Annotated in this window: 21 protein-coding genes; 9 read left to right on the plus strand and 12 right to left on the minus strand. The window is 49.7% G+C overall.

What is annotated here, in order from left to right; translation table 11 throughout:
• Window positions 1-75 precede the first annotated feature (75 nt).
• The 4 genes from H6G00_RS20820 to H6G00_RS20835 all read right to left on the minus strand — a co-directional run bounded on the left by H6G00_RS20820 (window position 76) and on the right by H6G00_RS20835 (window position 4,044).
• On the minus strand, window positions 76-1,920 hold the full coding sequence (locus H6G00_RS20820) for a CheR family methyltransferase (protein ID WP_190798184.1): 1,845 nt from the start codon (window positions 1,918-1,920) through the stop codon (window positions 76-78).
• 11 nt (window positions 1,921-1,931) lie between these two features.
• Window positions 1,932-2,561 carry a chemotaxis protein CheB gene (locus H6G00_RS20825; protein WP_190798185.1) on the minus strand — a complete coding sequence of 210 codons (630 nt, stop codon included), beginning with the start codon at window positions 2,559-2,561 and terminating at the stop codon, window positions 1,932-1,934.
• Between the two features lie 458 nt (window positions 2,562-3,019).
• Window positions 3,020-3,445 carry a hypothetical protein gene (locus H6G00_RS20830; RefSeq protein WP_190644899.1) on the minus strand — a complete coding sequence of 142 codons (426 nt, stop codon included), beginning with the start codon at window positions 3,443-3,445 and terminating at the stop codon, window positions 3,020-3,022.
• Between the two features lie 11 nt (window positions 3,446-3,456).
• Entirely contained in the window at window positions 3,457-4,044 is a 588-nt protein-coding gene (locus tag H6G00_RS20835; RefSeq protein ID WP_190798186.1) for a chemotaxis protein CheB, read from the minus strand.
• A 338-nt stretch (window positions 4,045-4,382) separates the two neighbouring features.
• Here H6G00_RS20835 and H6G00_RS20840 point away from each other — a divergent pair, with 338 nt between their 5' ends.
• On the plus strand, window positions 4,383-4,733 hold the full coding sequence (locus H6G00_RS20840) for a hypothetical protein (RefSeq protein ID WP_190798187.1): 351 nt from the start codon (window positions 4,383-4,385) through the stop codon (window positions 4,731-4,733).
• Between the two features lie 105 nt (window positions 4,734-4,838).
• Here H6G00_RS20840 and H6G00_RS20845 read toward each other — a convergent pair whose 3' ends face one another.
• The 4 genes from H6G00_RS20845 to H6G00_RS20860 form a co-directional block, all read right to left on the minus strand.
• Window positions 4,839-5,558 carry an ABC transporter ATP-binding protein gene (locus tag H6G00_RS20845; RefSeq protein WP_190798188.1) on the minus strand — a complete coding sequence of 240 codons (720 nt, stop codon included), beginning with the start codon at window positions 5,556-5,558 and terminating at the stop codon, window positions 4,839-4,841.
• A gap of 169 nt (window positions 5,559-5,727) precedes the next feature.
• Window positions 5,728-6,945, minus strand: a complete 1,218-nt coding sequence (locus H6G00_RS20850) for an ABC transporter permease (RefSeq protein ID WP_190798189.1) — start codon at window positions 6,943-6,945, stop codon at window positions 5,728-5,730.
• 12 nt (window positions 6,946-6,957) lie between these two features.
• Entirely contained in the window at window positions 6,958-8,310 is a 1,353-nt protein-coding gene (locus tag H6G00_RS20855) for an efflux RND transporter periplasmic adaptor subunit (RefSeq protein WP_190798190.1), read from the minus strand.
• Window positions 8,311-8,345: 35 nt separating this feature from the next.
• A complete protein-coding gene (locus tag H6G00_RS20860; protein ID WP_190798191.1) occupies window positions 8,346-8,867 on the minus strand; it encodes a MarR family transcriptional regulator in 522 nt (173 codons plus the stop codon).
• 319 nt (window positions 8,868-9,186) lie between these two features.
• Here H6G00_RS20860 and H6G00_RS20865 point away from each other — a divergent pair, with 319 nt between their 5' ends.
• The 4 genes from H6G00_RS20865 (at window position 9,187) to glgA (ending at window position 13,164) form a co-directional block, all read left to right on the plus strand.
• Complete coding sequence (locus H6G00_RS20865; RefSeq protein ID WP_190798192.1) at window positions 9,187-9,963, plus strand: phosphoribosylaminoimidazolesuccinocarboxamide synthase; 777 nt, start codon at window positions 9,187-9,189, stop codon at window positions 9,961-9,963.
• 182 nt (window positions 9,964-10,145) lie between these two features.
• Complete coding sequence (locus H6G00_RS20870; RefSeq protein ID WP_190644893.1) at window positions 10,146-10,466, plus strand: hypothetical protein; 321 nt, start codon at window positions 10,146-10,148, stop codon at window positions 10,464-10,466.
• A 222-nt stretch (window positions 10,467-10,688) separates the two neighbouring features.
• Complete coding sequence (hemC, locus tag H6G00_RS20875; RefSeq protein ID WP_190798193.1) at window positions 10,689-11,651, plus strand: hydroxymethylbilane synthase; 963 nt, start codon at window positions 10,689-10,691, stop codon at window positions 11,649-11,651.
• Between the two features lie 97 nt (window positions 11,652-11,748).
• Window positions 11,749-13,164 carry a glycogen synthase GlgA gene (gene glgA / locus H6G00_RS20880; protein ID WP_190798194.1) on the plus strand — a complete coding sequence of 472 codons (1,416 nt, stop codon included), beginning with the start codon at window positions 11,749-11,751 and terminating at the stop codon, window positions 13,162-13,164.
• 161 nt (window positions 13,165-13,325) lie between these two features.
• Here the strand turns inward: glgA and H6G00_RS20885 are convergent, their stop codons facing one another.
• Window positions 13,326-14,621 carry a PEP-CTERM sorting domain-containing protein gene (locus tag H6G00_RS20885; RefSeq protein WP_190798195.1) on the minus strand — a complete coding sequence of 432 codons (1,296 nt, stop codon included), beginning with the start codon at window positions 14,619-14,621 and terminating at the stop codon, window positions 13,326-13,328.
• Between the two features lie 104 nt (window positions 14,622-14,725).
• A complete protein-coding gene (locus H6G00_RS20890) occupies window positions 14,726-15,892 on the minus strand; it encodes a site-specific integrase (RefSeq protein WP_190798196.1) in 1,167 nt (388 codons plus the stop codon).
• A gap of 99 nt (window positions 15,893-15,991) precedes the next feature.
• On the opposite strand from H6G00_RS20890, the gene H6G00_RS20895 reads away from it, so the two are divergent.
• Together H6G00_RS20895 and hemH are read left to right on the plus strand one after the other, a co-directional pair.
• On the plus strand, window positions 15,992-16,186 hold the full coding sequence (locus H6G00_RS20895) for a hypothetical protein (protein WP_190798197.1): 195 nt from the start codon (window positions 15,992-15,994) through the stop codon (window positions 16,184-16,186).
• Between the two features lie 67 nt (window positions 16,187-16,253).
• A complete protein-coding gene (gene hemH / locus H6G00_RS20900; protein ID WP_190644887.1) occupies window positions 16,254-17,417 on the plus strand; it encodes a ferrochelatase in 1,164 nt (387 codons plus the stop codon).
• Window positions 17,418-17,562: 145 nt separating this feature from the next.
• On the opposite strand, the gene H6G00_RS20905 is transcribed toward hemH, so the two are convergent.
• Window positions 17,563-18,012: a GNAT family N-acetyltransferase gene (locus H6G00_RS20905; protein WP_190798198.1), complete on the minus strand. Its 450-nt coding sequence runs from the start codon at window positions 18,010-18,012 to the stop codon at window positions 17,563-17,565.
• Between the two features lie 247 nt (window positions 18,013-18,259).
• Here H6G00_RS20905 and H6G00_RS20910 point away from each other — a divergent pair, with 247 nt between their 5' ends.
• Together H6G00_RS20910 and H6G00_RS20915 are read left to right on the plus strand one after the other, a co-directional pair.
• Window positions 18,260-19,903 (plus strand): NAD(P)/FAD-dependent oxidoreductase, encoded by a 1,644-nt coding sequence (locus tag H6G00_RS20910; protein WP_190798199.1) that lies wholly within the window; start codon window positions 18,260-18,262, stop codon window positions 19,901-19,903.
• A 503-nt stretch (window positions 19,904-20,406) separates the two neighbouring features.
• On the plus strand, window positions 20,407-21,222 hold the full coding sequence (locus H6G00_RS20915) for an SDR family NAD(P)-dependent oxidoreductase (protein WP_190798200.1): 816 nt from the start codon (window positions 20,407-20,409) through the stop codon (window positions 21,220-21,222).
• Between the two features lie 51 nt (window positions 21,223-21,273).
• On the opposite strand, the gene H6G00_RS20920 is transcribed toward H6G00_RS20915, so the two are convergent.
• Complete coding sequence (locus H6G00_RS20920; protein WP_190798235.1) at window positions 21,274-26,235, minus strand: PAS domain S-box protein; 4,962 nt, start codon at window positions 26,233-26,235, stop codon at window positions 21,274-21,276.
• Window positions 26,236-26,245: the final 10 nt, after the last annotated feature.

Here is a 26,245-nt window from a genome sequence, read left to right on the forward strand (position 1 = left end):
ATCTGTCTTCCTTTTGAAAGTTGCGAATAGCTGATTGACTGACAAATCTTCTGATGGAGGTTGGGTGGAGCAAGTTCAAGCTTCTTCCATAACTAAGATGACACCCTGGGTGGTTTCTTCAGAGTCAAACATGGGATTGCACACCACCCGACACTTAATCTTTCGTCCCCTGCGATTGACGGCATCTAAAGTAATTTCCAGGGAGGTTTTTTCTCCTATTAAAGAGCGACGAATCATGTCTCGTAACTGGTCAACGGGCAAACCCATGTCCAGGTTAAACAACGATTCGCCCTGCACTTCTGAGTTACGTAGCCCCCACAGATTTTCTGCTTCACTGTTCCAGCTAATCACTTGAAACTGACGATTGAGGGCAATCACCCCAGCCTTCATGCTAGTCAGGATGGAGTTTAGGAAAGCATTTGCCTCGTTCAGTTCTTGGGTACGTAGACGTAGTTCATCGTTGATCGTCTGAAGCTCCTCATTCGTAGACTGGAGTTCATCGTTCATCGTCTCCAGTTCTTCGTTGGTAGACTGAAGCTCTTCGTTCGTCGTCTCCAGTTCTTCATTGGTAGACTGAAGCTCTTCGTTCGTCGTCTCTAGTTCCTCATTGCTAGACTCAAGCTCTTCGTTCGCGGTTTCTAGTTTTTGATTAGAGTTTTGAATTTCTTGCTGAAGCTCGTGATAGCGACTGACATCAGTAAAGGCAACGCTAGCTCCCATAACTTCGCCGTTGTCATCTTCTAGAGGCGCAATTCGCACGTCCAAATGCTGAACTCTGCCATCTAACTGTTGGCGGGTCACGTCCCTCACGATGATCGTTTGATGGTTGGCATAGACCTGCTCAATTTGAGAACGCAGCTCTAGCGGTCGATAAGAAATTTCCAGGTCTTGCAGCGGTCGCCCCAGGTCTTGTTGCACCAGCCCAAACATGACGCGCAGAGACGAATTAGCAAATATCAGGTTGCCGTTGACATCTACAACCATTTGTGGAATTAGAGACTTATCAAAAGCGACTTCTCGAAGCCGGACATAGCTAGATAAATCGGTGCTTACCCTATCATCATTGGCTTGTGAAAAGGACAAAAAGCGATCGCGCAAATTAATCCGCGGGACTTTACTAAAAATTCGATGCTGCAAATTCGTGGGTGTGAACAAATTGGCATGAGACAGCAGCATCTCCGCTTTGCCTAAAAATAAGATGCCAGGGTCTCGCAGCGCAAAGTGAAAGCGGTTTAGAATGCGAGCTTGAGCTTCAGCATTAAAATACATCAGCGCATTGCGGCAAACCAACAGGTCAAGCCGAGAAATTGGAGCATCTTGCACCAGATCATGACGACCAAAGATCACCGAACGGCGTAGGTCAGCCCGAAAGGTGAAGCGATCGCCCAATGGCTCAAAATATCGCTCTCGCAACTCCAGCGAAACTGGCTCAAGCTCTTTAGTGCTGTAGCTAGACTGACGAGCCTGAGCCAACGCCTCTTCATCTACGTCTGTGGCATAAACTTTGACCCGCTGCCGAAACTGCTCATCTCCCAAAATTTCAGCCAAAACGATCGCCAGAGTGTAGGCTTCTTCACCCGACGCACAGCCCGCACTCCAAACCCGAATCGGTTCGTCTTCTGGCTTTCCCCAGATTAAAGAAGTGATGATGTGTTCCTGTAGATAGCTCCAAGCAGCCTGATCCCGAAAAAAGCTGGTGACGTTGATCAGAATCGTATTGAACAATTCTGCAAACTCGTTGGGATAGACTTCCAGGTAATCTAGATAATCCTCAAAGCGGTTGATGCCTCTTGATGCCATCCGCTTGTGCACTCGTCGCTTTAATGAAGAGCGCTTGTAGCCCGTAAAATCGAAACCTCTGGCTCGTTTGAGATAATCTAGAAGTGCCTCAAATACAGCATCTTCATCGTTTGTGTTCATTCGATAGTCCTTTATGCAACCCGCTGCATCACCAACCTAACTAGAGTGGTAGGGATATCAGTCAGGGGCAACACAAAGTCAACGACTCCCGTTTGAATAGCAGCGTTCGGCATACTAAAAAATTTGGAAGTAGCTTCGTCCTGAGCAATCACAATTCCACCCATCTGTTTAATTGTCTGAGAGCCAGCTGCACCATCGCCATCTTTACCAGTCAACACAACTGCGATCGCCCGTTCTTTGTAGATTGCAGCAATCGAGTTAAATAAGATGTCAGCCGCAGGGCGAGAAAAACGAACTTTTGCAGCTTGATTGAGTATCACCGATCTATCGCTACTGATCAACAAATGGTGATCAGGGGGTGCAATGAGAACACATCCTGGCTTGAGCAGATCCCCGGTCTTCGCTTCCTTGACCGATAGGGCAGTTCGCCGATTTAAAATCTCTGCCATTTGAGAGCGATAGTGGGGAGAAAGATGCTGCACGACCGCGACCGCAGCAGGAAAATCGGTAGGCAAACCTGACAAAACTTGAATCAAAGCATCTAGCCCACCCGCCGAAGAGGCGATCGCAACGACCTTAGAGGCGACATCGGCAGAGGAGGCAAAATGAGCACTATTGGGATCAGCGATAAAGTATTGCATTGCTCAGTTTCAACCAAATAAGGTAAAGCGGGCTCGTCTACCAAACTTAAGATTACCTGCTTGTTAAGGTTTGCAACCGATAGTTCTAAAGGAACGTAACAATCGGCTGATTCGCAATTTTGCTCTAAGTCTAGCTTGAGTCTCAAGGACAATCAAAAAGTTAAAGTCTTTGCGCTCGCTTCCTCTAGCCTCCCCTGAGAAGGAAAAAACTGGAGCCAAATCCCCCTTAAAAGGGAAATCAAACATCCCTATTAAAGGGGAATTTTGGCAAATTTTGAGGAAAGTAACTTTTTAACTTTTTAACTTTTTAACTTTTTAACTTTTTAACTTTTTAACTTTTTAACTTTTTAACTTTTTAACTTTTTAACTTTTTAACTTTTTAACTTTTTAACTGCATTTGCGCGATCGCCCTCCTCACTAACAATCAGTTCAAGTAACTGTCAGCCTAAACCTAAAGTTTAACTTGGGAAAAGCAGTTCTGGGTCAGGTTTAAGCTCACCGATTTGCAAGACCTGACACAACAGTTTAGCCCGTTGTAGCGCATTCTCAATCTGCACTTCAAGCTGTTGTGCGGCAACTAAATTGCCCTGCCGAGCATGCTCGGCTGCCAGTTGACGAAAGATTTCGGCTCTATCTTTCAGCGTTCGCAATGTTTTCCATAGGTTACGCTCAACCTCTTCAGCCTGGTCTTCTAAAAAACTCTCTAACGAATAGGCATGACCTACATGACATTGAAGGTTAATTAGACTGTCTCTGCGAATTTCCCATAGCGTCCCTCCGCATTCAGGACAAATCAGGACGGTGTGCTTTCCAGGCATGTCGTAGTCTTCAAACATGCTCTGGCTCATTTCTACTGGATCGGGCTGTATTTCTTCATTTGGCATCTGTAATTCTCCTAAGCTGAAAGCTGCTCACTAAACGTAGATAACAACTGAGCAATACCAGCAATAGGTAGAATGTGGTCTACCGCAACGTGAGCAATTGCGTGTCTCGGTAAAGCAGAAACAAAAGCTTCTTCAGGGTCTTGAACAATCGTGAGTCCGCCGTGTTGCTTAATGTCAAACAACCCGGCCGTGCCGTCGTAGAGCGCACCCGATAGCAAAACGCCAATCACGCGATCGCCGTAAGCTAGAGCCGCAGTTCTAAACAAGGGATCAATCGCAGGACGAAAGCGATTTTCTTTTGGGCCTAATACTACCTGCATCCACCCAGGCTTAATCAAGAGGTGACGGTCTGGTGGTGCAACATAGATATGTCCGGGGTGAATTTCAGCCTGATCAACAGCATGAGTTACTGAGAGACATCCTGCGGTTTGTAGCAGTTTGGGTAGTCGTGAGGGTAAGGTAGGAGAAGTGTGCAACACAATAAAAATGCTTGCCCCAAAATTGGCTGGCAATAGCTGCACTAACTCTAGTAAAGCCTGCACTCCTCCAGCGGAGGCCCCAATTACCACGATTGGAGAAGCGGACGCATATTCGCACATTTACTTTAACTGTTACTTAAACTTTAGCCAACTTCCACTGATTCTTACCAGAATCAATTCAGCAATTAAGAATTAAGGTTTTGCGCCTCATGTAGTAAAACTGTTTGATAGCCAAACCTATATTCCTGCCCTACATAAGATTAGCGCTTCATACTTTCGGCTTACCTCTACACTCCAGTGTGCAATTGAATGGATTAGCTACTGCCTAAAGACAGATGGCTATTGTGCGGCTAAAGACTTACAAAAAAATAATAGAACTCAAACGCCTTCAGCCGTTGAAAAACATAGAACCCAGCGTCTAAAAACACCGCTTAAAAACATAGAGAGGTTTCAACTTAATGCATCAGCCGTCATTAGAGAATGTCAGGCTTGCTCAAAAACATGCAGAGGAATCATGGCAACACGGCAAACATGTGTATGAAATAGGGCGATCGCTTGAAACTCAAGGTTCTGAACACCTGGGACAGACGATGAAGCGAGCGGGTGAAAAGATTCAGCAGCACGCAAAAAAGTCGCTCGAATTTGCACAGCTCGCTGAAGCAGGGGGAGAAACAGCAGTGGAAGCATACGAGCAAGCCGTTGAGGAACATTTAAAAGCGGCTCAGGTGCACGTAGAAGCTAATAGACGATATTTAGCAGAAGCCAAGAGAATTAAGCAGGAAAACTCCCCTAACCCACAATCTTCATAATCGTTAGATTGGGTGAAGCAAGGCAGAACCCAACGCAAGCTCCTATTGTTGGGTTTCGCGATACTCCACTCAGCCTACGCAAAGGGTATTCTTCCTAGAAATCTTCTAAGGGGCGATCGCTACCTGTCCCAAGTCTTCGGGCGCAAGATGAGAGTGAATCACATTGCCATCTCGAAACCAGACGACACGCTTGCTCATTTTGGCGACTTCTGACTCGTGCGTCACCATCACAACAGTAATGCCGCTGGCATTGAGTTCACCAAAAATATTCATCACTTCCTGAGTGGTGTGAGAGTCCAAAGCGCCCGTCGGTTCATCTGCCAGCAGCAGCACAGGCTGATTCACAATGGCACGGGCGATCGCCACCCGCTGCTGTTGTCCACCCGAAAGCTGGGTGGGCTTATTGTTGAGACGGTTAGCCAGACCCACTCGCGTTAGCGCTTCAGCGGCGCGGTCTTGGCGATCGCGATTAGGAATTCCTGCATACACCATTGGCAGCATCACATTTTCCATCGCGGTCAACTGCGGCAACAGATGAAACTGTTGAAACACAAACCCAATTTTGCGATTCCGAATATGGGCTAGCTCAGTATCTTCTAACCCCGCCACATCTACACCATCCAGGTAATAGCAACCGTCGGTGGGGCGATCGAGACAGCCAATCACATTCATCGCCGTAGACTTACCTGACCCCGAAGCACCCATAATCGCGCAATATTCGCCTGCTTCTACGGTCAAACTCACATCTGACAGTGCCCTTACTTCAGTGTTGCCAGAACCGTAGACTTTGGAAATGTGTTCGAGTTGGATGATGGCTTTAGACATGAGTTTTGCGTTTTGCGTAGGAGTTTTGAATTTGAGAGGATATTTGAGAACTCTCAGTTTGTCCGAGGGGCTTGTAGGGGCGAAGCGTTCGGGCAACAATTTTCGGCATTTTCAATCGGTTATCTACCGAACGCTTCGCCCCTACACAAGGCTCACAACTCATGACTAACTAAGCGCTCCTAAGAGCTACGATCGGGTCGAGGCGAGCGGCTTGTCGGGCAGGGACAACGCCAAAGAAGAGTCCGATGCTGCCTGATACTCCAACAGCAACAACAACGGCAGCAACAGAGATACCAGGTTGAAAGGGGGTGAACAGTCCAATGAGTAATGCACCGCCCACTCCGATACCTGTGCCGACAATGCCACCCACCGCAGAGAGAATCACCGCCTCAATCATGAACTGCACCAGAATGTCCTGCTGGGAAGCGCCGATCGCCTTCCTCAGTCCAATTTCCTGAGTCCTCTCTTTAACCGAGACGAGCATGATATTCATGATGCCGATGCCGCCCACAAAGAGGGAGATTCCGGCGATCGCCGCCAGCAAAATCGTCAGCGCTCCAGTAATGGTGCCTGTAATCTCCAGCAAATCTTTTTGACTGTTGATGATAAAGTCATCTTCATCAACAATCTGGTGCCGCAGTCGCAACAGGTTTGTGATCTGAAACTCAGCCGCTCTGATGTTGCTTTCGTTGTTGACCGAAATCGCAATGTAGGTTAGCTCAATGCCGTAGGGAGACGTTTGCCCAACCAATCGCCTCGACATCGTGATCAGCGGCACCAGCACCGCATCGTCATAGTTCAAGCCGAGATTAGAGCCTTTTTCGTCCAGCACTCCAATCACTTGAAAGCTATTGTTTTTGATCCGAATACTTTGCCCAATCGGGTCTTCGTTGACAAATAGCCGCTCTGCCATTTGCTGCCCAATCACCGCAACCTGACTGCTGCGCTGCATATCCGAGTCCGTGAAAAACCGCCCTTCCGCTAGCTCAAAGTTTCTCACTTCTGGAAAAGATGGCGTAGTGCCAACAATAGTCGCATTGGTACTGCGATTGCCTTGAGTTACCAGTCCTGCATCGTTAAACTCTGGCGCAACACCTTGCACCGAGGACACTTGGGCGGCGATCGCCTCCGCATCATCCAGCACCAGCGTTTTCGGCTGGTTGAAGGTGGCCCGCTGTGACTCTGGCGTTCCCGGCAACACAAACAAAACGTTTGGGCCGAGTCCTTCAATCTGACCAGATACATAGGTTTGTGCGCCTTCACCCAGACCCACCATCGCAATCACAGAGGCATTGCCGATGACAATTCCCAGCATGGTGAGTCCACTACGAAGCTTATTCGCAGTAAGGGTCTTGAGCGCCATTTTGAGGCTTTCGGTGATGTTCATATCAGGGATTGATTATTGTTCATCCTGGGAGTCTTGACCAAAGTTAAGGTTCTCTAGATTTTGTCCGGGGGGAAGATCGATGAAGATGCGATCGCCTTCCTCGATGCCTTCTAACACTTGAGTTTGGTTGCCAATTTGGGAGCCAATAGTGACGGGTTGGAAGCGGGCACGGTTTTTATCATCAGGAATTAGCACGCCTTCCTGCCCATCCTGGGTGACGATCGCCACCGTTGGCACAACTAGCGCATCGCTCAACTCGTCGCCGATAAACTCCACGTCTACATTCATGCCAGAGCGCAGCTTGTCCTCACCTGTTTCCAGGTCAATTCGCACCTGAAATGAGGTCACGTTTTGCTCAACGATCGCTTCTGGGGCAACCAGCTTGACCCGCCCCTGAAATGCCTGATCGGGGTAAGCGTCTGCTTTGATTTCTAAAGCTTGTCCGACGCTGATCTGGTTGATGTCCACTTCGGGCACTTCTGCCAAAATTTCGAGTCCGGTGGCGATCGCCACAATTGCCGTCGAAGTCGCAGAACTCACATCAGAAGCAGAAGTCGCAGGCGCAACAAAGGAACCTGGGGTCGCATATTTCTGAGTCACAATGCCCGAAAACGGCGCACGAATGTAGGTGTCTTCTAACCTGACCTGAACTGCTTTCAGGTTAGCCTGAGCTTCAGCAACCTGAGCCTCGGCTTCTTCAATATCTTCGGAACGACTGCCACTTCTTTGAAGCTGTAGCGTTTCTTGCGTCTCTTGCAGGCTGGCTCGGTTTTGCGCCAGGGTTGCTCTGGCTGTCTCAGCCTCATTCAACACCTGATCCAGATCGTCGGTAGAAATTGCCCCCTCAGCCTCTAGCTGGCGGTTACGCCGAACTCGCTCTTCTGCCAGGTTGACGCGAGCCTGGGCTTCTTCGACCCGTGCCTCAGCTTGCGAAACCCCTGCTTCGGCCTGAGCAATTTCTTCAGGACGGTTGCCAGCCCTGATCTCAGAAAGATTTGCTCTGGACTGAGAAACTCTCGCTTGTGCCTGGGCTAACTCTGCTTCGACCGTTTCGCTTTCCATCCGGGCAATGACTTGCCCTTGGGTGACGCGATCGCCCTGCTCTACATACAGTTCAGCCAACAGTCCCGTCTCTTTGGGGCTAAGGTTGACCGTCTGCACAGGCTGCACCGTACCGCTAGCGCTAATCCGAATCGTCACCGCCTCAGACTCTACCGGAACCGTCAGCGATGAAATATCAGGTGCCGTCGCCTGCTGCCGAATCACCAGGAAAGAAGCTGCGCCAGTTCCAACTAAACCAGCCGCAATCAACCCCAGCACCCAGCGGGCAGGCGGGCGAATTTTGCCGATTAAGGGAAGTTCCATAACCATAAATAGGGAAAAGGTGGGTAAAAGTTAAATTACTCAGAACGTGGATTCTGGCGTTTCTGTCCTTGTTGTTCTTGCTCCTGTTGCCATCGCTGATCGAGCAGGGGCAGCTCTCTCTCTAAGAAAGCGTGCATATCGCGCATTTCCTGCAAGCGTTGTTGCAGTGGGAGAGGCTGGTCGGCGAGTAAGTTAAGCCCGCGCTCAGCCAGTTTGCGAAATGCGGTAATTTGAGTCATGCGCTGTTGGCTCAACTGCGACCAGGCGTGAGGCTTGATTTGAAAGTAGTCACGTCTCTGTCCTGGAAAACTAACCCGCTCGATCAAACTAATTTGAATCAGTAAGCGAGTCATGGTGCTAATCGAACCTTTGCTAGCTTGCAAAACCTCAACCAGATCACCCATCGACTGATGCGGCGGATTGGCAATCAGCAGCCAGCCAAAAATTCGCCCTGCCATCCGAGGCAACCCAACTGCCTCAAACCTCAGTCCCACTTCTTCAACGAAGTGACTTAACTCAACTCGTTTAATCGGTTTGCTGTCCAATGCTGCTGTCAATTCTGCTAAGTATGCTTTGCTGTCAAGTACGCTTTAACCTTTGTTTACATTATAGATCGATAGATTCTAAATGTTCAGTACTCACTGAACAAAGCTGTTGGGCGGATTACCCCGCTTGAACTGTAAGAGCTACTAGAACTACATTCCACCGTAGATTTGTCTGAGCGATCGCACCTCACCCGCTTGACCAGTTCTATAAAGTGATTTCTCAACCCGATAGCGACCTCAAATCACCCGATAAGAGGATAACGATCGCCTATCTGGGTGTAACAAAATTGACCTTGTACGCCACAAATTTCCACGCTACGAATCTTTCTAGATGCTCAAACTTAAAGCTTTACTCTGGTTAGCTCCCGCTACAGTCGCGATCAATCTGCTGCTACCGATCGCCCCTGCTCAAGCAAACTGTGCCGGTTCCATTGGCACCCTAGAACCCTATCAACCCGTAATGGAACGGATGTGGCGCGAGTTACAGCAGCAAACTAACCCTCCCTGGGGTGCAGTCAATCCCTTCGGCTCCTTGGAGGGCGATCGCATTACCCTCACCGCAGAGTTTGAGCGCCTCACCGGAACTCAAAAGCAGCAGGTGATTGAAGCCCTACGGGCCTTTCCAACCTACGACCAGCTCACTCCCGAAGAGCAAGAAGCCATGAATCAGGTCACAGGTGCTGCTCCCTATCGCATCTACGCCAGCGACGGTCGCTTGCTCTTTACCCCCTACGACGCTTGCTCCAGCTACACGCTGCTCACCGAAAAAGCCAGATATAGCTGGTATTACAACTATTTGCCAATCATTACCCCAAACTTTAATCCCGATAGCTTGAGAAACGCAGGTAACCCCTCCTGGCGACAAGTCCGATTCCCCATTTCCGCAGAACAGGAAAGAACCACTCGTCTTCAGTTCTGGCGCACCCTTGGCTGGAATGCCGCCGACTGGTGGATCGCCTGGGTACCTGAAAACGGATACTTTGAAATTAACGTTCCAACCAACTACAGCCAAACCCAGCTAGAACGCTTCTGGCAGGTTGCCCCCCAACAATATCGCTATGTCGTTGTAGCCAACGATGGAACAGTCCTACAAGAACGCACTTTTTGAGTGATTCGATCCAGCGCTACGCGCCTTGACCAAATTGTCTTTGCGTGAAAGTTCCCGCCGCGTGGGAACTTTCACGCAAAGACGTGTCCTACAGTGTGCGTCTAGCACTATGAGGGATTTGATATGTTTGAAAGAGTAATACTAATGCACTAATCCATTGCGCCGAAGGCGTAAGTAACCGCATGAGAGCGAGAATCGAAGACCAGGTTTTGTTTTTGCATCCCGAAGATGTGCCGCCCTACAAGAAGAATGGACCCGTAGTACGAAATACTTATTTCTGGGCGTTGAAGGCGATCGCTGCTCAAGCTCCCTTCGACCGGGAATGGGAATATGAATCCGAAATCTGGCTTGCGCTCCAGCGAATGCTGCTGTCCTTCAGCGAATCAGGCTATCTGGGCTTGCGGGAAACAATTTTAGAATTTCCCTACGACCAAGAAATTCCGGCTGTACTGCGTCCCGTCGCAACCTGGGATGAGAGGGAGGAGCTAGGGGTCGGGAGCTAGGGGAAGGCGATCGCGTTAATTATTCTTAACCAGCAGGCTTAGCCTACTCATTACGGGCGGAAATCGGGAATTACCGGAGCGCAGCTCCTCAACCCCTGACCCCTAACCCCCAGCCCCTAGCCCCTTCTCTTCCTAAAGATGACCCCCTACGCTAAGCTGATTAGGCGGCTGAAATCGCCTGCTCGCTTAACATTCGTAAGTTTTCTAAACAACGCTTCACAAATGATCGCAAGTCCTCCCCGTACCATCCGCATCGGTTCCCGTAAGAGCCAGCTCGCACTCGTTCAGACTCACTGGGTGCAAGAGCATCTACAGAAAGCCTTTCCAGATCGAACCTTTGAAGTCCACACCATGAGCACCCATGGCGACAAGATTCTGGATGTGGCGCTAGCCAAAATTGGCGACAAGGGGCTATTCACCAAAGAGCTAGAAGTGGGGATGCTCGAGGGAGAAATTGACTTTGCGGTTCACTCTCTCAAAGATTTACCCACCCGCCTGCCCGAAGGTTTGATACTCGGCTGCGTTACCGAGCGAGAAGACCCCGCAGATGCGCTGGTCGTCCACGCCAATCATCAGGATAAGCAAATCGACACCTTGCCCGAAGGCGCAGTGATCGGCACATCATCCTTGCGGCGACTGGCTCAACTGCGTCACCACTATCCTCATCTCACCTTTAAGGACATTCGCGGCAACCTGAATACTCGTTTGGGCAAGCTAGATGCAGGCGAATATGACGGAATTATTCTGGCGGTAGCGGGGTTGCAACGGTTGGGAATGGGCGATCGCATCCACCAAGTCCTCTCCCCCGAAGTTTCCCTCCATGCGGTCGGTCAGGGCGCACTAGGCATCGAGTGCCGCGCCGAAGATAACGAAATTCTGTCGCTGCTAAAAGCCCTAGAACATCCGCCCACAGCCTACCGCTGCTATGCCGAACGCTCCTTTCTGCGTGAATTAGAAGGCGGCTGTCAGGTTCCCATCGGCGTAAACACCAGCTTGCAGGGCGACACCCTGACGCTAACAGGCATTGTCGCTAGCCTGGATGGACAAACCCTGGTTAAAGATACCCTGACTGGCACAGCTGATCAGGCAGAGCAGTTAGGCATTGACCTGGCGAACCGCTTGAAGCAACAGGGCGCACAGGAGATTTTGAACGAAATCTTTACCCAAATTCAGCGCGGTTCTTAATCAGAAACTGACGTATTCTCAATCTGCTCTAGGCCCGATCGCCACGCCCCCTTAGACTTGTTCTAGTGGATTAATATCGCGAGGGAAATCAGGTCAGATGCGAATTCTGTTTGTTGCAGCGGAAGCAGCGCCACTTGCCAAAGTCGGCGGCATGGGAGACGTAGTTGGGGCCTTACCCAAAGTCCTAAAAGACATGGGACATGATGTCCGCATCTTCATGCCCTACTACGGCTTCATGCCTGACAAGATTGAGATTCCTCCAGATCCGGTTTGGTCTGGCTCTGCCATGTTCGAGAGCTTCGATGTCTACGAGGCTACTCTACCTGGCTCAGACATACCGCTTTACCTGTTTGGGCACCTGTCCTTCGCCGGTCGCAACATCTACGGTGGCGAAAACGAAGACTGGCGGTTTACCCTCTTTGCCAACGGTGCGGCTGAGTTTGCCTGGAACTACTGGAAACCTCAGGTCATTCACTGTCATGACTGGCATACGGGCATGATTCCCGTGTGGATGCACCAGTCTCCTGATATCAGTACCGTATTCACCATCCACAATCTGGCTTATCAAGGGCCGTGGCGCTGGAAGCTAGAGCGCATGACCTGGTGCCCCTGGTATATGCAAGGACACAACACAATGGCTGCTGCCGTACAGTTTGCGGATGTCGTGCATACCGTTTCGCCCACCTATGCCCAGCAAATTCAAACCCCAGCCTATGGTGAAACGTTGGAAGGCTTGCTTTCCTTCATCAGCGGTAAGCTAGTTGGCATTCTCAACGGCATTGACACTCAGGCGTATGACCCGGCTGTGGATAAGCACATTGCCAAAACTTTCACGGCAGAGACAGTAGACAACCGCAAAGCAAACAAAATTGCGCTTCAGGAAGAGGTCGGCTTAGAGGTCAATTCTGGAGCCTTCCTCATCGGCATGGTGTCACGCTTGGTTGAGCAGAAAGGGCTGGATTTGGTAATTCAGATGCTCGATCGCTTCATGGCTTATACCAATGCTCAGCTTGTGGTGTTGGGAACGGGCGATCGCTACTACGAAACCCAGCTTTGGCAAATTGCCTCCCGCTTTCCCGGTCGCATGTCCGCCTACCTGCTCTATAACGATGCCCTGTCTAGACGAATTTACGCAGGCACCGACGCTTTCCTAATGCCATCCCGATTTGAGCCTTGCGGCATTAGCCAAATGCTGGCTTTGCGCTACGGCTCCGTTCCGATCGTGCGACGCACAGGCGGCTTAGTCGATACCGTCGAGCATCACGTCCCGGCAACAGGAACCGGAACCGGGTACTGCTTCGATCGCTACGAACCTTTGGATTTGTACACCTGTCTGGTAAGAGCCTGGGAAGGCTTCCAGTTTAAGCCGCAGTGGAAAGAACTGCAAAAACGCGGCATGAGCCAGGACTTTAGCTGGGAAAAATACGCCAAGGAATACGTCAAAGTCTACAACCGAGCAGCCGGTTTACCCGAAGAAGAGCCCGCTAAGAAACAGCCTGAGCTGGTGGGTTAGAAATATTTGAAATGTTGCCATCCCCACTTTCGAGGTTGGATGGCAGCATTCCAGAATTGCGTTGTATTTCTAAAATCGAGTATTTCTAGAATCGAGTTGAGGGTGAGGAAGCCGCTTACAGCGGCTTCCTATGCTAAAGCCTCTAGCAGAGCCGAGGTTATTTACTCTTCTGCTGAAGACAAATCTGCATGACGCAAGGCTTTAGCTCCTCCCAGTATTCCCACTAGCAGCAAACCCAACAGTGGGGTAGGCTCTGGCACTGGCTCTGGTTGAGGAGGTTGAGAAACCAAATCTGCACGAAAGATGCCTTGAGAACCATCGGAAAAACGAGCTAAGAATGCTAAAGAATTAGCACTCAACCCATTAGAAGTTGGGCTGAAATCAACAGACGTTAACGTTTTGCCATCTAAGGTATCATCGCGCCCAATCAATCTTGCAAAAGAGCCACCGACATCTGTATAGATTGCCGAGTCAAAACCCGCTAAAAAGGCTGTATTACTTCCGCTAATTGAAGGAGCGCTCATGAAGTTAATGAATTCCAGTACTCCGCCATTGAGGGAATTTGTTGCCACTACATTCAGTTGGCTTCCTACTTTCGTATAAATTCCAGCCTGATCCCATCCAACACTGATTCCCCCAAATGCTACGTTATCTCCACTTAAGGCAGGAGGAGTGAAAAAGCCAGGAGTGAAGTTATTGTTGCTAGCAGGATCAAGCGTGTTGCGATCCGCTACTACAGATAAACTCCCTCCAACACTAGTATAAATACCCACCTGGGAACCACCATCACTCCCCAGAAAAGCTACGCGGTCTCCACTTACGGCACGAGAGAGGAAACTGACAAAGTTACCATTGCCACCCGGAATAGGAGTGTTGCGGTCTGCTACTACAGTCAGTTGATCTCCGCTATCAATATAAATTCCTGGACTGCCCTGACCATCAGTTCCTAAGAAAGCTACATTATTTCCACTAAGATCGGGAACATTGAAGCCAGTGAAGTTACCATTGCCACCCGGGATAGGAGTGTTGAAATCTGCTACTACAGCCAAATCTTGCTCAGTACTGAGATAAATGCCTGTTCGAGAGCCACCATCAAGAAACCCCAAGAAAGCTACATCGCTACCACTGATAGAAGGATCGCTAAAATCAGTGAAAGAGCCATTAGAGATCCCAGGAATAGGAGTATTAGTATCAACCACTTTGTCTAACCCATCTCCCATGCTGGTGTAGATTCCCGCTTGAAAGCCATTGCCCCTGCCTAAAAAAGCCACATTGCTGCCACTGATAGAAGGCGCACGGAATTCAGTGAAAGTCCCAGTCCCGTCGGGAATGAAAGTGCTAGTATCAACGATCTTAGTAAAAGTGAAGCTGATAGCGTGAGCAGAGTCGTTGGATAGCAGGCTAAAGGACAACCCTAATAGGGCTACGGTTGCTACTCGCTTTGTGGCTAGCATCATTCAGACAGGCTCCAGAAATAAGAACTTCAGGTGAAAAACGGGTAGCTGTTAGATGCTTCCTGTTTACTGTGTCCTTTATGACACCGAAATTGCAGAGCGACAAGTCATCCTTGCCAACTCATCTGGCTCTGACTCAAAGCTGAGGCAACCGCCTGTTGCTGATCACGACGGGTAATCCAGCGGTGGTAAGTGCGATTATGAATTGCAACCGAATGTCCCATCATCTGAGCAGCGACGGTGTCGGGCAAACCAAAGTGAATTGTTCTCACAGCCCAAGCATGGCGCAGGTCATAAGGTGAAAAGGGCAGCTTATAGCGGCGAAACTGAGCGGTAACTTGCTGCCCAATTCGCTGTAGGGTTGTTTGCGTCAGGTCGGTGTTGACTGGTGGCAGGCATATCTCTCGCAGGTTAAACTGCTCCACCCATTCTGGGTAGAAGGGCCAAACCTCGTGCTGCCCTGTTTTGGTTGTGGGTAAAACCTCGACTGTGGCTTCAGAGTTGCCTTGTTCCAGCGCAGAATAGTCACAGAAAAAAACTTCGTGGTTTCTCAGTCCGTAGGTCGCCATGATCCCATAGACAAAGCGCCAATTGGGGTTGGGAATTTGGGCGATCGCCCTCACAATTTCCTCATCCGAAGGCAAACGCCGCATCTGAGTCCGGCTGGGGCTGTAGGTTCCCCACAAACTCTTTAGTGGAGTGGGCAACTCCAGATTGAGAAACTCGGCTAGAGCATTCAAAGCCGTACAGCAAACCTGGCGGCTGCGGGAATTGTTTGGCGTGGACTGCACCGTCGCGTAGATTGCTTCCGTCAAAGTAAAATTACGAGCTTGAGCGATCGCCCCCAGCTTATTCAAATACGGTGCATAGGCTTTCTTCCAGGTCGTCTTTACCGAAGCCATGTCAGCCGTATGCGACTGTGCCAGAAAATGCTGCTCAAAGGCGTCCAGCTTTTCAGCCAAATCCATCTGATGCAGCCGCCCACCGCCCACCAGAGGCAAATAATCACGCCAGTCAAACGTATCTTGGATCAACTGTGCCGCAATGACCTTAGCGGTTTGTTCTACTTGTTTTAGCCCTGCCGCTGTAGCGGGAATATCTAAACTGATGCGCTGCTGATGCGATCGCAGGCGATCGCTCCCCGGTCGCGGCGGCAGTGTGCCCCGCAAGCTCAGCTTTTGTCCCCGCCGCTCGACCTGTAGCCCCAGACGAGCCACCTTCAGGCGTTGATTAAGCTGAACAATTCGAGCATCGATCGCAGTTGAATCAGTCATAACGACAAATAACGACGAATCTAGTCAAAATGGCAAGTTTTAACTTGCGTATCAACAAGCGTCCAGTCTTTAATAAGAACTTAAGATAGCAAGTAGTCCATGAGCATTAAACCAAATCTGGATGAACCAGGAAGATCCGTTGAGGAATTTCCTGATTTCAGCAGTGAGTTTAACGATAATGTCATGGGTGGCTCAAAAACCGCACAGTACGTCAACATCTATAGGAATCTCTATTTCGTGAACAACTTCACTGAGAATGGAGAGGATTTTGGTGCTGATCTTGCTGCTGACTGAGTTAGTCAGTAAGTTTCATTGTTAAAATCATTAACAAATATTAAAACATTGGGAAGCTGTAACCGTTATGGGGCGTGTTGGGGTTTTACTGCTTAATCTAGGTGGGCCAGACCAGTTGGAGGATGTCCGTCCTTTCCTGTTCAACCTGTTTTCTGACCCGGAGATCATTCGTCTGCCGTTCCCCTGGTTGCAGAAACCCCTGGCATGGCTGATATCTACTAGCCGAGCCAAAAAGTCTCAAGAAAACTACAAGCAAATTGGTGGCGGCTCTCCACTGCGGCGGATTACCGAAGAGCAAGCAAAGGCACTTCAGTCTTCGTTGAAGGCAAAAGGACAGGACGCTCAGGTTTACATCGGGATGCGCTATTGGTATCCCTTCACCGAAGAGGCGATCGCCCGGATCAAGCGCGATCGCATTGAAAAGCTCGTCATCCTACCGCTCTATCCGCAATTCTCCATTAGCACCAGCGGCTCTAGCTTCCGGCTGCTGGAAGCGCTCTGGCAGGAAGATCCAGCTCTGCATCAGGTAGAACATACTGTCATTACCTCCTGGTATAACCGACCTGGATATCTCCAGGCAATGGCGCAACTGATCGCCCAAGAACTAGACAAGTTCCCTAATCCTGACGACGTGCATATTTTCTTTAGCGCTCACGGGGTTCCAGTTAGCTATGTGGAAGAGGCAGGCGATCCCTACCAGCGGGAAATCCAGGAATGCACTGCCCTGATCATGCAAACCCTCAACCGCTCCAACGCTCACACCCTGGCTTATCAGAGTCGAGTTGGTCCAGTGGAGTGGCTGAAGCCCTACACGGAAGATGCGATCGCCGAACTCGCCGCTGAAGGCGTACAAAACCTGCTCGTCGTGCCGATCAGCTTTGTCTCAGAACACATCGAGACATTGCAAGAGATCGACATGGAATATCGGGAAGTAGCTGAAGAAGCAGGCATTCACGAGTTTCATCGGGTTCCTGCGCTCAACACCCACCCCGTTTTCATTGAAGACCTGGCTGAAATGGTGACAGATGCCCTGAACTCACCTAGCGTCAACCTCTCTGAAGTGATGCGTCCTGACAAAGACACCAAACTTTACCCCCAAGAGCGGTGGGAATGGGGCATGACCACTGCTGCCGAAGTCTGGAACGGTCGGCTGGCTATGTTGGGATTCCTGGCTCTGCTGATTGAGTTAATCAGTGGACATGGCCCGTTGCACTTTGTCGGCTTGCTCTAACAAACTCGGCACCTGCCTGAATTCTGTTGGGTTCCGCTGCGCTTCACCCAACCTACGGTTTTACCGTCTGTAATTTGTGTAGGTTGGGTGGAGCAGAGCGGAACCCAACGCTTTAGACTTGCTACACCACTGGAGAAATTGTTTGTTACGCCGCCACTAACGGTAGCGAATAGTGATAAAACGCTTCATCCTGGCAATACCCAAGCGATTCATAGAGCGCTTGAGCAGCAGTATTAGAAATTTGCGTTGCTAACGTGATGCGAACGGCTTCCGTTTCTCTTGCAAAATCCTCTGCTGCTCTCAACAACAGCTTTGCAACTCCCTTGTTTCGCCAAGCTAGCTCCACAAACAAATCATTCAAAATCCAAACCCGCTTCATCGACACTGAAGAAAAGCTGGGATAAAGCTGTGTAAACCCGACGATGCGCCCTTCATCTTGGACTACAAAGATAATTGAGTCCTGCTTGTGGAAACGCTCTTGAAGAAATTCTTTGGCGGCTTCCAGATCTGAGGATGACTGGTAAAAGACGCGATATTGGTCAAACAACTTCGTCACTTCTTCGAGATGCTCAAAGTGAGCTTGAAAAACTTTCATCCGTTATCCTCAAAAGTCATCATTTAAAATTTATAGCTGTAGCCATACAGGTTAAGGAAGAAAGGGAGGCAGGGCGAAGCCCTGCCTCCCTTTCTTCCCTGAATTACAGCCTTTAAAGTACTCTCTCACAAGCACCTAGATTGGCAAATCACTTTTGTATTGCCGTTAAAGCGATAATTAGGATAGGCTTAGTTTCCCAATTTCGCTTCTAATTGGGATTTCCCTTCATTCCTTTTTCTTTTTCTTTATGGCTAGAGATGCCTTAACAAGTTGGTTACGTCGAGCTTATAGAATTGCTCAACTTTCAGTTCAATCTGATATTCCCCCGGCAGAAGTTCAGGGACTTTTGGGAGAGCAGATGTCACGACGACAAATGCTATATGGAAGTGCAGCGATCGCCACCACCCTCGCCACCAATCCCCACAAACAACTTGAGCAACTATCGCGATCGCCCCATTCTCCCATCGGCTTTACCTCTAACAATGCAGACGCAACAGTGCTAATTGTTGGAGCAGGTATTGCAGGTTTAACGGCTGCCTATCATTTACGGCAGGCAGGCATTGATGTGGATGTGGTGGAGGCGACTCACCGCGTTGGCGGACGGATGCGGAGTATTGCTAACGCTGCAGGAATTCCCACAGCGGTCGAACTGGGTGGCGAGTTTTTGGATACAGGACATACCCATTTGCGATCGCTAGCAGAAACCCTGGGACTGGAAATCATCGATCTGGAAACCGCCGATGCTGGATTGGAGCTAGGCACCTTGTTTTTTGATGGCAACAAGCTAGATCTAAAAGCAGTCATTGAAGACTTTTTACCTTTAGCAAGGCAGATTGAACGGGATTTAGAATCCCTAGAAGGCTGGGATTTGACCTATCGATCAACCACTCCTGAGGCAATTCGGCTCGATCAAACTTCGCTTGCAGATTACCTCAACGCAGCCCCCATCAACCCCACCTTAAACAAGCTATTGCGGGTGGCTTACACCGCCGAACACGGACGCAACCCAGAAGAGCAGTCTTGCCTCAACCTGCTGTTTCTGATTGGCACCAAAGCCGGTCTGTGGCAGGTCTACGGCATCAGCGACGAGCGATATCATGTTGCCGGTGGCAATGAGCAAATTCCCCAACGACTGGCGCAACAGGTAAACAGCTCGATTGAAACCGGAACAGTATTAGAATCACTCCGCAACACCTCAGGCGATCGCTATCAGGTTGGCTTGCGTCAGGGACAAAACAGCTTTGAGCGCACCTATGAGCATGTGGTGCTGACCGTGCCTTTCACGGTGCTGCGACACGTCGATTTAAGGGTTGATTTGCCGCCCATTAAGCGTGCGGCCATCGACCAGTTGGGTTATGGCACAGGGACTAAGCTGATCACGCCCTTCCGAGAACGCATTTGGCGCACCCGCTACCATTCAACAGCAGCCGTTTTTACCGATCTGCCTTTCCAGAGCGCCTGGGAGAGTACTCGCTATGCCCCTGGTGAGAAAGCCTGGTTAGCCAGCTTGACGGGAGGCGATCGCGGTCTAGCACTGGGCAGCGGCTCCCCCGAAGCTCACGCTTGGGCAATGACCTCTGAGCTAGAGCCAATCTTTCCAGGCATCAGCCAAGTTAAAGAGGGACGTGCCCTTCGTGCCTTTTGGGCAGGCGAACCTTACCAAAAAGGCTCCTATTCCTGCTATCTGGTTGGTCAGTGGACAAAGTTTGGCGGAGCCGAGTCAGAGCGAGTTGGCAACCTCTGGTTCGCTGGAGAACATTGCTCACCTGGAGCCAAGGGCTACATGGAAGGCGGCTGTGAAACCGGCCGAGCAGTAGCAGCCAACATTTTAGAAACGATCGGGCAAGCAGCAACCGGGCGAACAACGACTGGGCAAACTCAGCTATCTTGATGGAGATCAGAGTTTCTCATTTCTTAACAATTGCATCAACGGTTCTCCACTTACCAGTATTCGACAACTGCAAAGCAAAAGCAGCCTTTCACAGACCTGCTTAATTTCCTAACAATTTCTGAGAGCTTTGTATCGCTCCGTTACGATTCAGGTTTTTCATTAATAATGATTGCAGCTACTTGATCCCCTTGCTAGGGTGTGTACTGACGAGTTCAGATTGAATCTTGTTTTCAGAAAACGCGCAACTGATGCTTGATATCGATCTTGGCTCCAGCCTGATTAACTGCCATTGATTAAGTTCTGAAACGTTCCTGTGAATTTGAGTCCTCTCCTCCATTCACACCCCTCAGATTCACCTGTTGCTTTTGGCAAGTAACAGACTGGCAAGCAACAAACTGGCAAATAACAGCCCCCACACAAACCAATCTCAGGTTTATTTGCCCTTTCTCCATTCATTCCTTGGCTAATCGCATCATCAATGACCCTCATCGGAGGCTAAAGCCATGCATCTTCAAGGTAAAACTGTTCTCATTACGGGTGCTTCTAGAGGCATTGGTCGAGCAATTGCACTCGAACTGGCCCATCAGGGAGTTCAACGGCTGATCCTGATCGCCCGCACTCATGCACACTTAGTTGAAGTCGCTACCGAAATTGAGGTAATCGGAGCCGAAGCAGTGCCCGTAGCCTTAGATATTACTCAAACGGTAGACGTGAATATTGCGATCGCCCAAACCTGGCGAGATCACGGTCCAATCCACTTGCTGGTTAACTGTGCTGGAATTGCCCATCAAGTTCCTTTCCTCCAATCTCAACTGCCACAAGTGCAGGAAGAGATCGCAATCAATCTGCTGGGAATGTACACCATCACGCGACTCATTGCCCGCCGCATGGCTGTGCAGCAGCAAGGAACCATCATTAACGTATCAAGCCTGATGGGAAAGATCGCCGCTCCCACAATGGCAACTTATTCTGCAACCAAGTTTGCGATTCTAGGCTTCACGCAAGCTCTGCGAAACGAACTGTCGGCTCACAACATTCGAGTCGTCGCCTTATTGCCTTCACTCACAGACACCGATATGGTGCGAAACTTCCGCTGGTTTCGGTGGGTTGTACCTTCTACTCCTGAGCAGGTTGCTCGATCCCTGATAGCAGGTCTGCAAAAGGGAACACCAGAAATTTTGGTGGGCTGGCAAAGTTATTTGGCGGTATGGGGTAACCGTCTGATGCCTTTACTCATGGAGAGGATTTCACGCTGGGCAACTCCTGAGGAACTTCAAATCCTCAAAAGATTGAGAGAAGCTGGAGCAGATTCACGGTGATTTAGAAAAGTCCCTCTCCTGCGGGAGAGGGATAGTTGATCCAAAAAATCTCTATCTCCCTTCCACTAAACTCATGATCGCCTCAATCAGCATATTTGGCTCTACGGGCTTTGAAATATGTTTTTGAAATCCGGCAGTAATTGCCCGCTGATAGTTGATTTCACCTGCATAGGCAGTGAGTGCGATCGCCGGAGTCTGACCTCCCTGCTCTGGGGATAAAGCTCTTACCTGTTGCATCAGCATGTAGCCATCAACCTCAGGCATACCAATATCGCTGAGTATTATGTCTGGCTTGAACTGAGTTAATAGGGCGATCGCTTCATTTGCAGTCGAGGTGGCTATCACATTTGCTCGGTATAGCTCTAACAAAAAGGATATAAATTCACGGGTGCTAGCATCATCATCCACTACCAACACTCGGATATCATTCAAATCCAACACTGGCTTAGACAGTTCCATCTCTTGAACTGCCGCCAACTGAGGCGATGTTAATGGCAATTGAACTGTAAAGGTTGCTCCTTGCCCCTCACCAAGACTATTTGCTTCGACTGTACCACCATGCAGTTCCACCAAGTAGCGGACAAGCGCTAGCCCTAGCCCCAGTCCTCCAAATTGTCGAGTTGTGGCAGCATCTTCTTGTCGAAAACGGTCAAACACGTGCGGTAAAAAACTGGGATCAATGCCTTTGCCAGTATCAGTAATGGTGATTTGAGCATGGCTTGGTGAGTAACGCTCTAGCTTTACCTCGACCTGTCCGCCTTGAGCTGTGAACTTAACTGCATTTGACAGAAGGTTCCAAACGACTTGCTGTAATCGATCCGAGTCGCCTGAAACATGTCCAGCTTCTAAGTCGAGCAGAGTACGAATCTGAATAGATTTGGCTTCCGCTGCTAGATGCACTGTTTCTAGTGCGGCTTCAATCGTAGAGGCTAAATCAACTGGGGTAATGTTCAGGCTAAGTTTGCCTCGAAGAATTCGAGATACATCCAGCAAATCATTAATCAATTGAGCCTGTATCTGAGTATTTCGCTCAATCACTTCTAGAGCATGTTGTGTTTTTTGCTCATCTAACTGACGACTTCGCAGGAGTTTTGCCCAACCCAGAATTGGGTTAAGGGGCGATCGCAATTCATGGGACACCACTGCCAAAAACTCATCTTTAATCCGATTTGCGGCTTCGGCTTGTTCCCGTGCGGCTTGCTCTCTGGCTAAAAGTTGTTCTCGCTCTATTTCTACTTGTTTTTGCTCAGTGATATCTAACAACGTACCAACAAAGCGCTGTGGATGTGCAGCATGATCAAAATAGACCTGCCCTTTTGCTTTGACCCAGCGTTCAACCCCATCTTGGATACCAATGGTGCGATATTCCACATCATAAATGCCATTGCTAGCGGGATCGAGAGACCACTGCACTACCTGTTCCAATCGTTCGCGATCATCAGGATGCAGTCCCTCATAAAAGACTTCAATACTGCTTTCTGCTTCGGGGGGCAAACCAAACATGGCTTTGCAGCCTATATCCCAGGTCAGTTCATTAGTATTCAGATTCCAATCCCAAATACCTAGCTGCGCTGACTCAATTGCCATACGCAAACGATCCTCGCTCTGACGCAAGGTGGCTTCAGCTTGTTTGCGATCGCTGATATCGTTAACCAGTGCTACAAAACCCTCAACAGCTCCATCACTGTTGAATCGAGGAACATAAGTTGCACTAACATAACGAAGACTACCATCCTGGTGAGGAACTTGGCTCTCAAAGGTAACTTGCTGTCCTGTTAAAACCTGCTCCGCATAAAGTTGAATTCCTTCATAGGCAGCTTCACCTAACACCTCTCGAATGTGCTTGCCATAGATCTCCGTTGCTGAATGTCCAAACCATTCCTCATATCCTCGATTGTTAAAGCGGAAGCGTTGCTCTGAGTCTACGAATGAGATAAGGGCAGGAACAGCATTCGTGACTAATCGAAGTTCTGCTTCGCGTTGCTGTAGGGCTTCTTCAATTCGTTTGCGATCGCTGATATTTGTTAGCGTGCCGAGATAGCCTACAATCTCCCCAGTATCACGCTGTAAGGCTGCTGCACTCCCTTGCAGCCAAGTAATACTGCCTTGTGGTGTTTGAAAGCGATACTCAGCCGCAAAAATCTCTGCATTTTGAGCAGATTCATACCATGCGTTAGCGACTCGCTCTCGGTCGTCCGGATGTAAAGCAGTCATCCATCCTTTTCCTTGAGCTGCCTCCGGTGACATGCCTGCCATGCTACACCAGCTTTCGTTAACATACACGCAATTTCCATTCATGTCAGTCATAAAGATACCTACAGGGGCATGACTAGCAAGAGTACGGAAGCGTGCCTCACTTTCTCGTAGTGCTGCTTCAGCTCGTTTGCGATCGCTAATATCCGTCACAAAGATCGTCAGCCCATCCAGAGAAGGATACGCATGATTCTCAAACCAGCGGTCCCAATCAGAATAGTAGTACTCGAAATGAACCGCCGTCTCGTTTGCGATCGCCTGCCTCACCTGTGTCTCAAACTCACTACCCACGATCTCTGGAAACACCTCCCAAATGCTTCTGCCCAGCAGTGCTTCCCTTGACATGCCAACAGTTTCCACGACTCGGTTATTGACGTAGACATAGCGCCATTCCCGATCTAAAACCAAAAACTGATCGTTGATACTGGATAAAACAGACTCCAACTGCGCCTTAGCTATCTCGACTTCCCGCCGCTGCACTCGCTCCTGCCGAATCGTCTCCTGCCGCACTTGAGATAGTTTCAACATTGCCTCTACTCGTGCCAACAGTTCCCGAGCGGAGAAGGGTTTAACCAGATAGTCATCGGCTCCTGCTTCCAGTCCTTCAATGCGAGACTCTTCTCCAGCGCGGGCAGAAAGCAAAATGATAGGCAACTCCTGGGTCTGCGGATCAGCCCTCAACTCACGCAGCAATCCAAACCCATCCAGTTCTGGCATCATTACATCTGTCAGCACTAAATCAGGGATTTGCTGACGAATGGCTGCTAGCGCCGTAACTCCATTTGACACCGCTTCCACGTTATAGTGCTGGCTCAACAGACGCTTAATGTAGTCACGCATATCAGCATTGTCATCAACCAGCAGAATTTGGGGGGCAGAGAGTGAGGAGACAATAGGGTTTGAGAGTAAAGGAGTAGAGGAATAGTTCTTGCCCTCTCCCCCCCCTGCTTCCCTACTTTCTTCTGGGAGCCAACGTAACGCTTCTTCAACATAAGAGGTACCCATTACCGTTGAAGTTAAGGTTTGAGGGACACTAATGGGTTGGGTTTTACTTAAGCGAAGGCGATCGCCAGGCAAGTGAGTATATCCAGTAGGGATCGACACCGTGAAACAAGTCCCCTGGTCAACCACACTCCTCACCCGGATTGAGCCACCGTGTAAATGTACCAGTTCTTGAACCAGCGACAGACCAATTCCTGACCCCTCATAAGTTCGTCCCCTCGCACCCTGAACCCGATGAAACCGTTCAAAAATACGAGGCAACTCATTAGCAGGAATGCCAGTCCCTGTGTCTTGTACATCTAGCTCAACATGGTCATCACAGAAACGCAAAACAACTGCAATTTCGCCCTCAAAGGTAAATTTAAAGGCATTGGAGAGTAGATTTAGCACAATTTTTTCCCACATTGCCCGATCGATATAACTCGGTTCGGGTAGGGGTGGGCAGTCTACTCGCAATTGGATTCCCACGCCCTCAATTGCAGAGCGAAATACACCTGCTAGCTCAGCCGTCAGCACTGCCAAGTCAGTCGGCTCGTACGTTGCCTCAACTCGCCCTGCCTCAATGCGGGAAAAGTCCAGTAAGGTGTTGACCAACTTCAGCAGACGTTGAGAGTTGCGATAGGCAGTCTCTAATTGTTGGCGATCGCTCGGCAAAGGTCCGGAAGGGTTGGCTAAAACGTCCTCCAGCGGATTAAGCATGAGCGTGAGTGGAGTACGAAACTCATGACTGACATTGCTGAAAAACGCCGTCTTAGCCCGATCAAGCTCTGCTAGAGCTTCTGTTCGTTTACGTTCTTCCTCGTATGCTTGCGCATTGGCAACGCTGGCAGCGATTTGAGCCGCAACCAGATCAATAAACCCTCGATAGTTGTCGTCAAACAGCCTGAATGGGTTCAATCCAGCAACCAAGATGCCTGCTTTGCCCGTCTGCCCAGAAGGGGCGATCGGTACGGCTACCGCTTGATGGGGCGATCGCGGCCAAGGTCCCATCGGCAAATGGTTAAACCGTGCATTTAAATCAGAGATTAAACAAACCTGATGAGATTCGAGCACCGCTGCAAAAGGCCAAATCGAGTCCTCATCCAAAGCAACTGTTTCGGGAGCTAGCGCATGTCCTCGCTCAATCCCACTGGTTCCCGCTAAAACAGCGCATTGGTCGTCTGGACCAACCAAATAAATCATCGCGAAGGGAAGATCATAGAGATTAGTGCCCAAGCAGTTGGCGCTAAGCGTACAAGCTCCATCAAAGGTTCGTGAATCTGCCGTCTTGGCTGCCAGTTCCCGTAATAGCAGCAATTGTCGCTCATCGATAATGCGTCGAGTATCGTCTGTGTTGGCGCAAATGATGCCACTTGTACGCCCCTGATCATCAGGGATGGGGCTATAGGAGAACGTGTAATATGTCTCCTCGGGGTAGCCGTTGCGCTCCATAATTAGCAGCAGCGCTTCGTCATAGGTGCCTTCATTCTTGATCATTGCCGATTCAGCCCGTGGACCGACCTGATCCCAAATCTCGTGCCAGACCTCGGAGGCAGGTTGTCCAAGTGCTTGTGGGTGCTTACCACCCAGGATGTCTCTGTAGGCATCGTTGTAGAGATTGATCAGGTCTTCACCCCACCAAACAAACATGGCTTGGCGGGAGGTCAGCATAATCCGCACAGCGGTTTTTAGCCCTTGTGACCAGTTCTCGACTGGACCTAGCAATGTTTGCGACCAATCGTGCGATCGCATCAGTGCCCCCATCTCTCCACCACCCATGAAGAGGCTT

The organism is Leptolyngbya sp. FACHB-541 (assembly GCF_014695875.1).
GTDB lineage: Bacteria > Cyanobacteriota > Cyanobacteriia > Elainellales > Elainellaceae > JAAUTN01.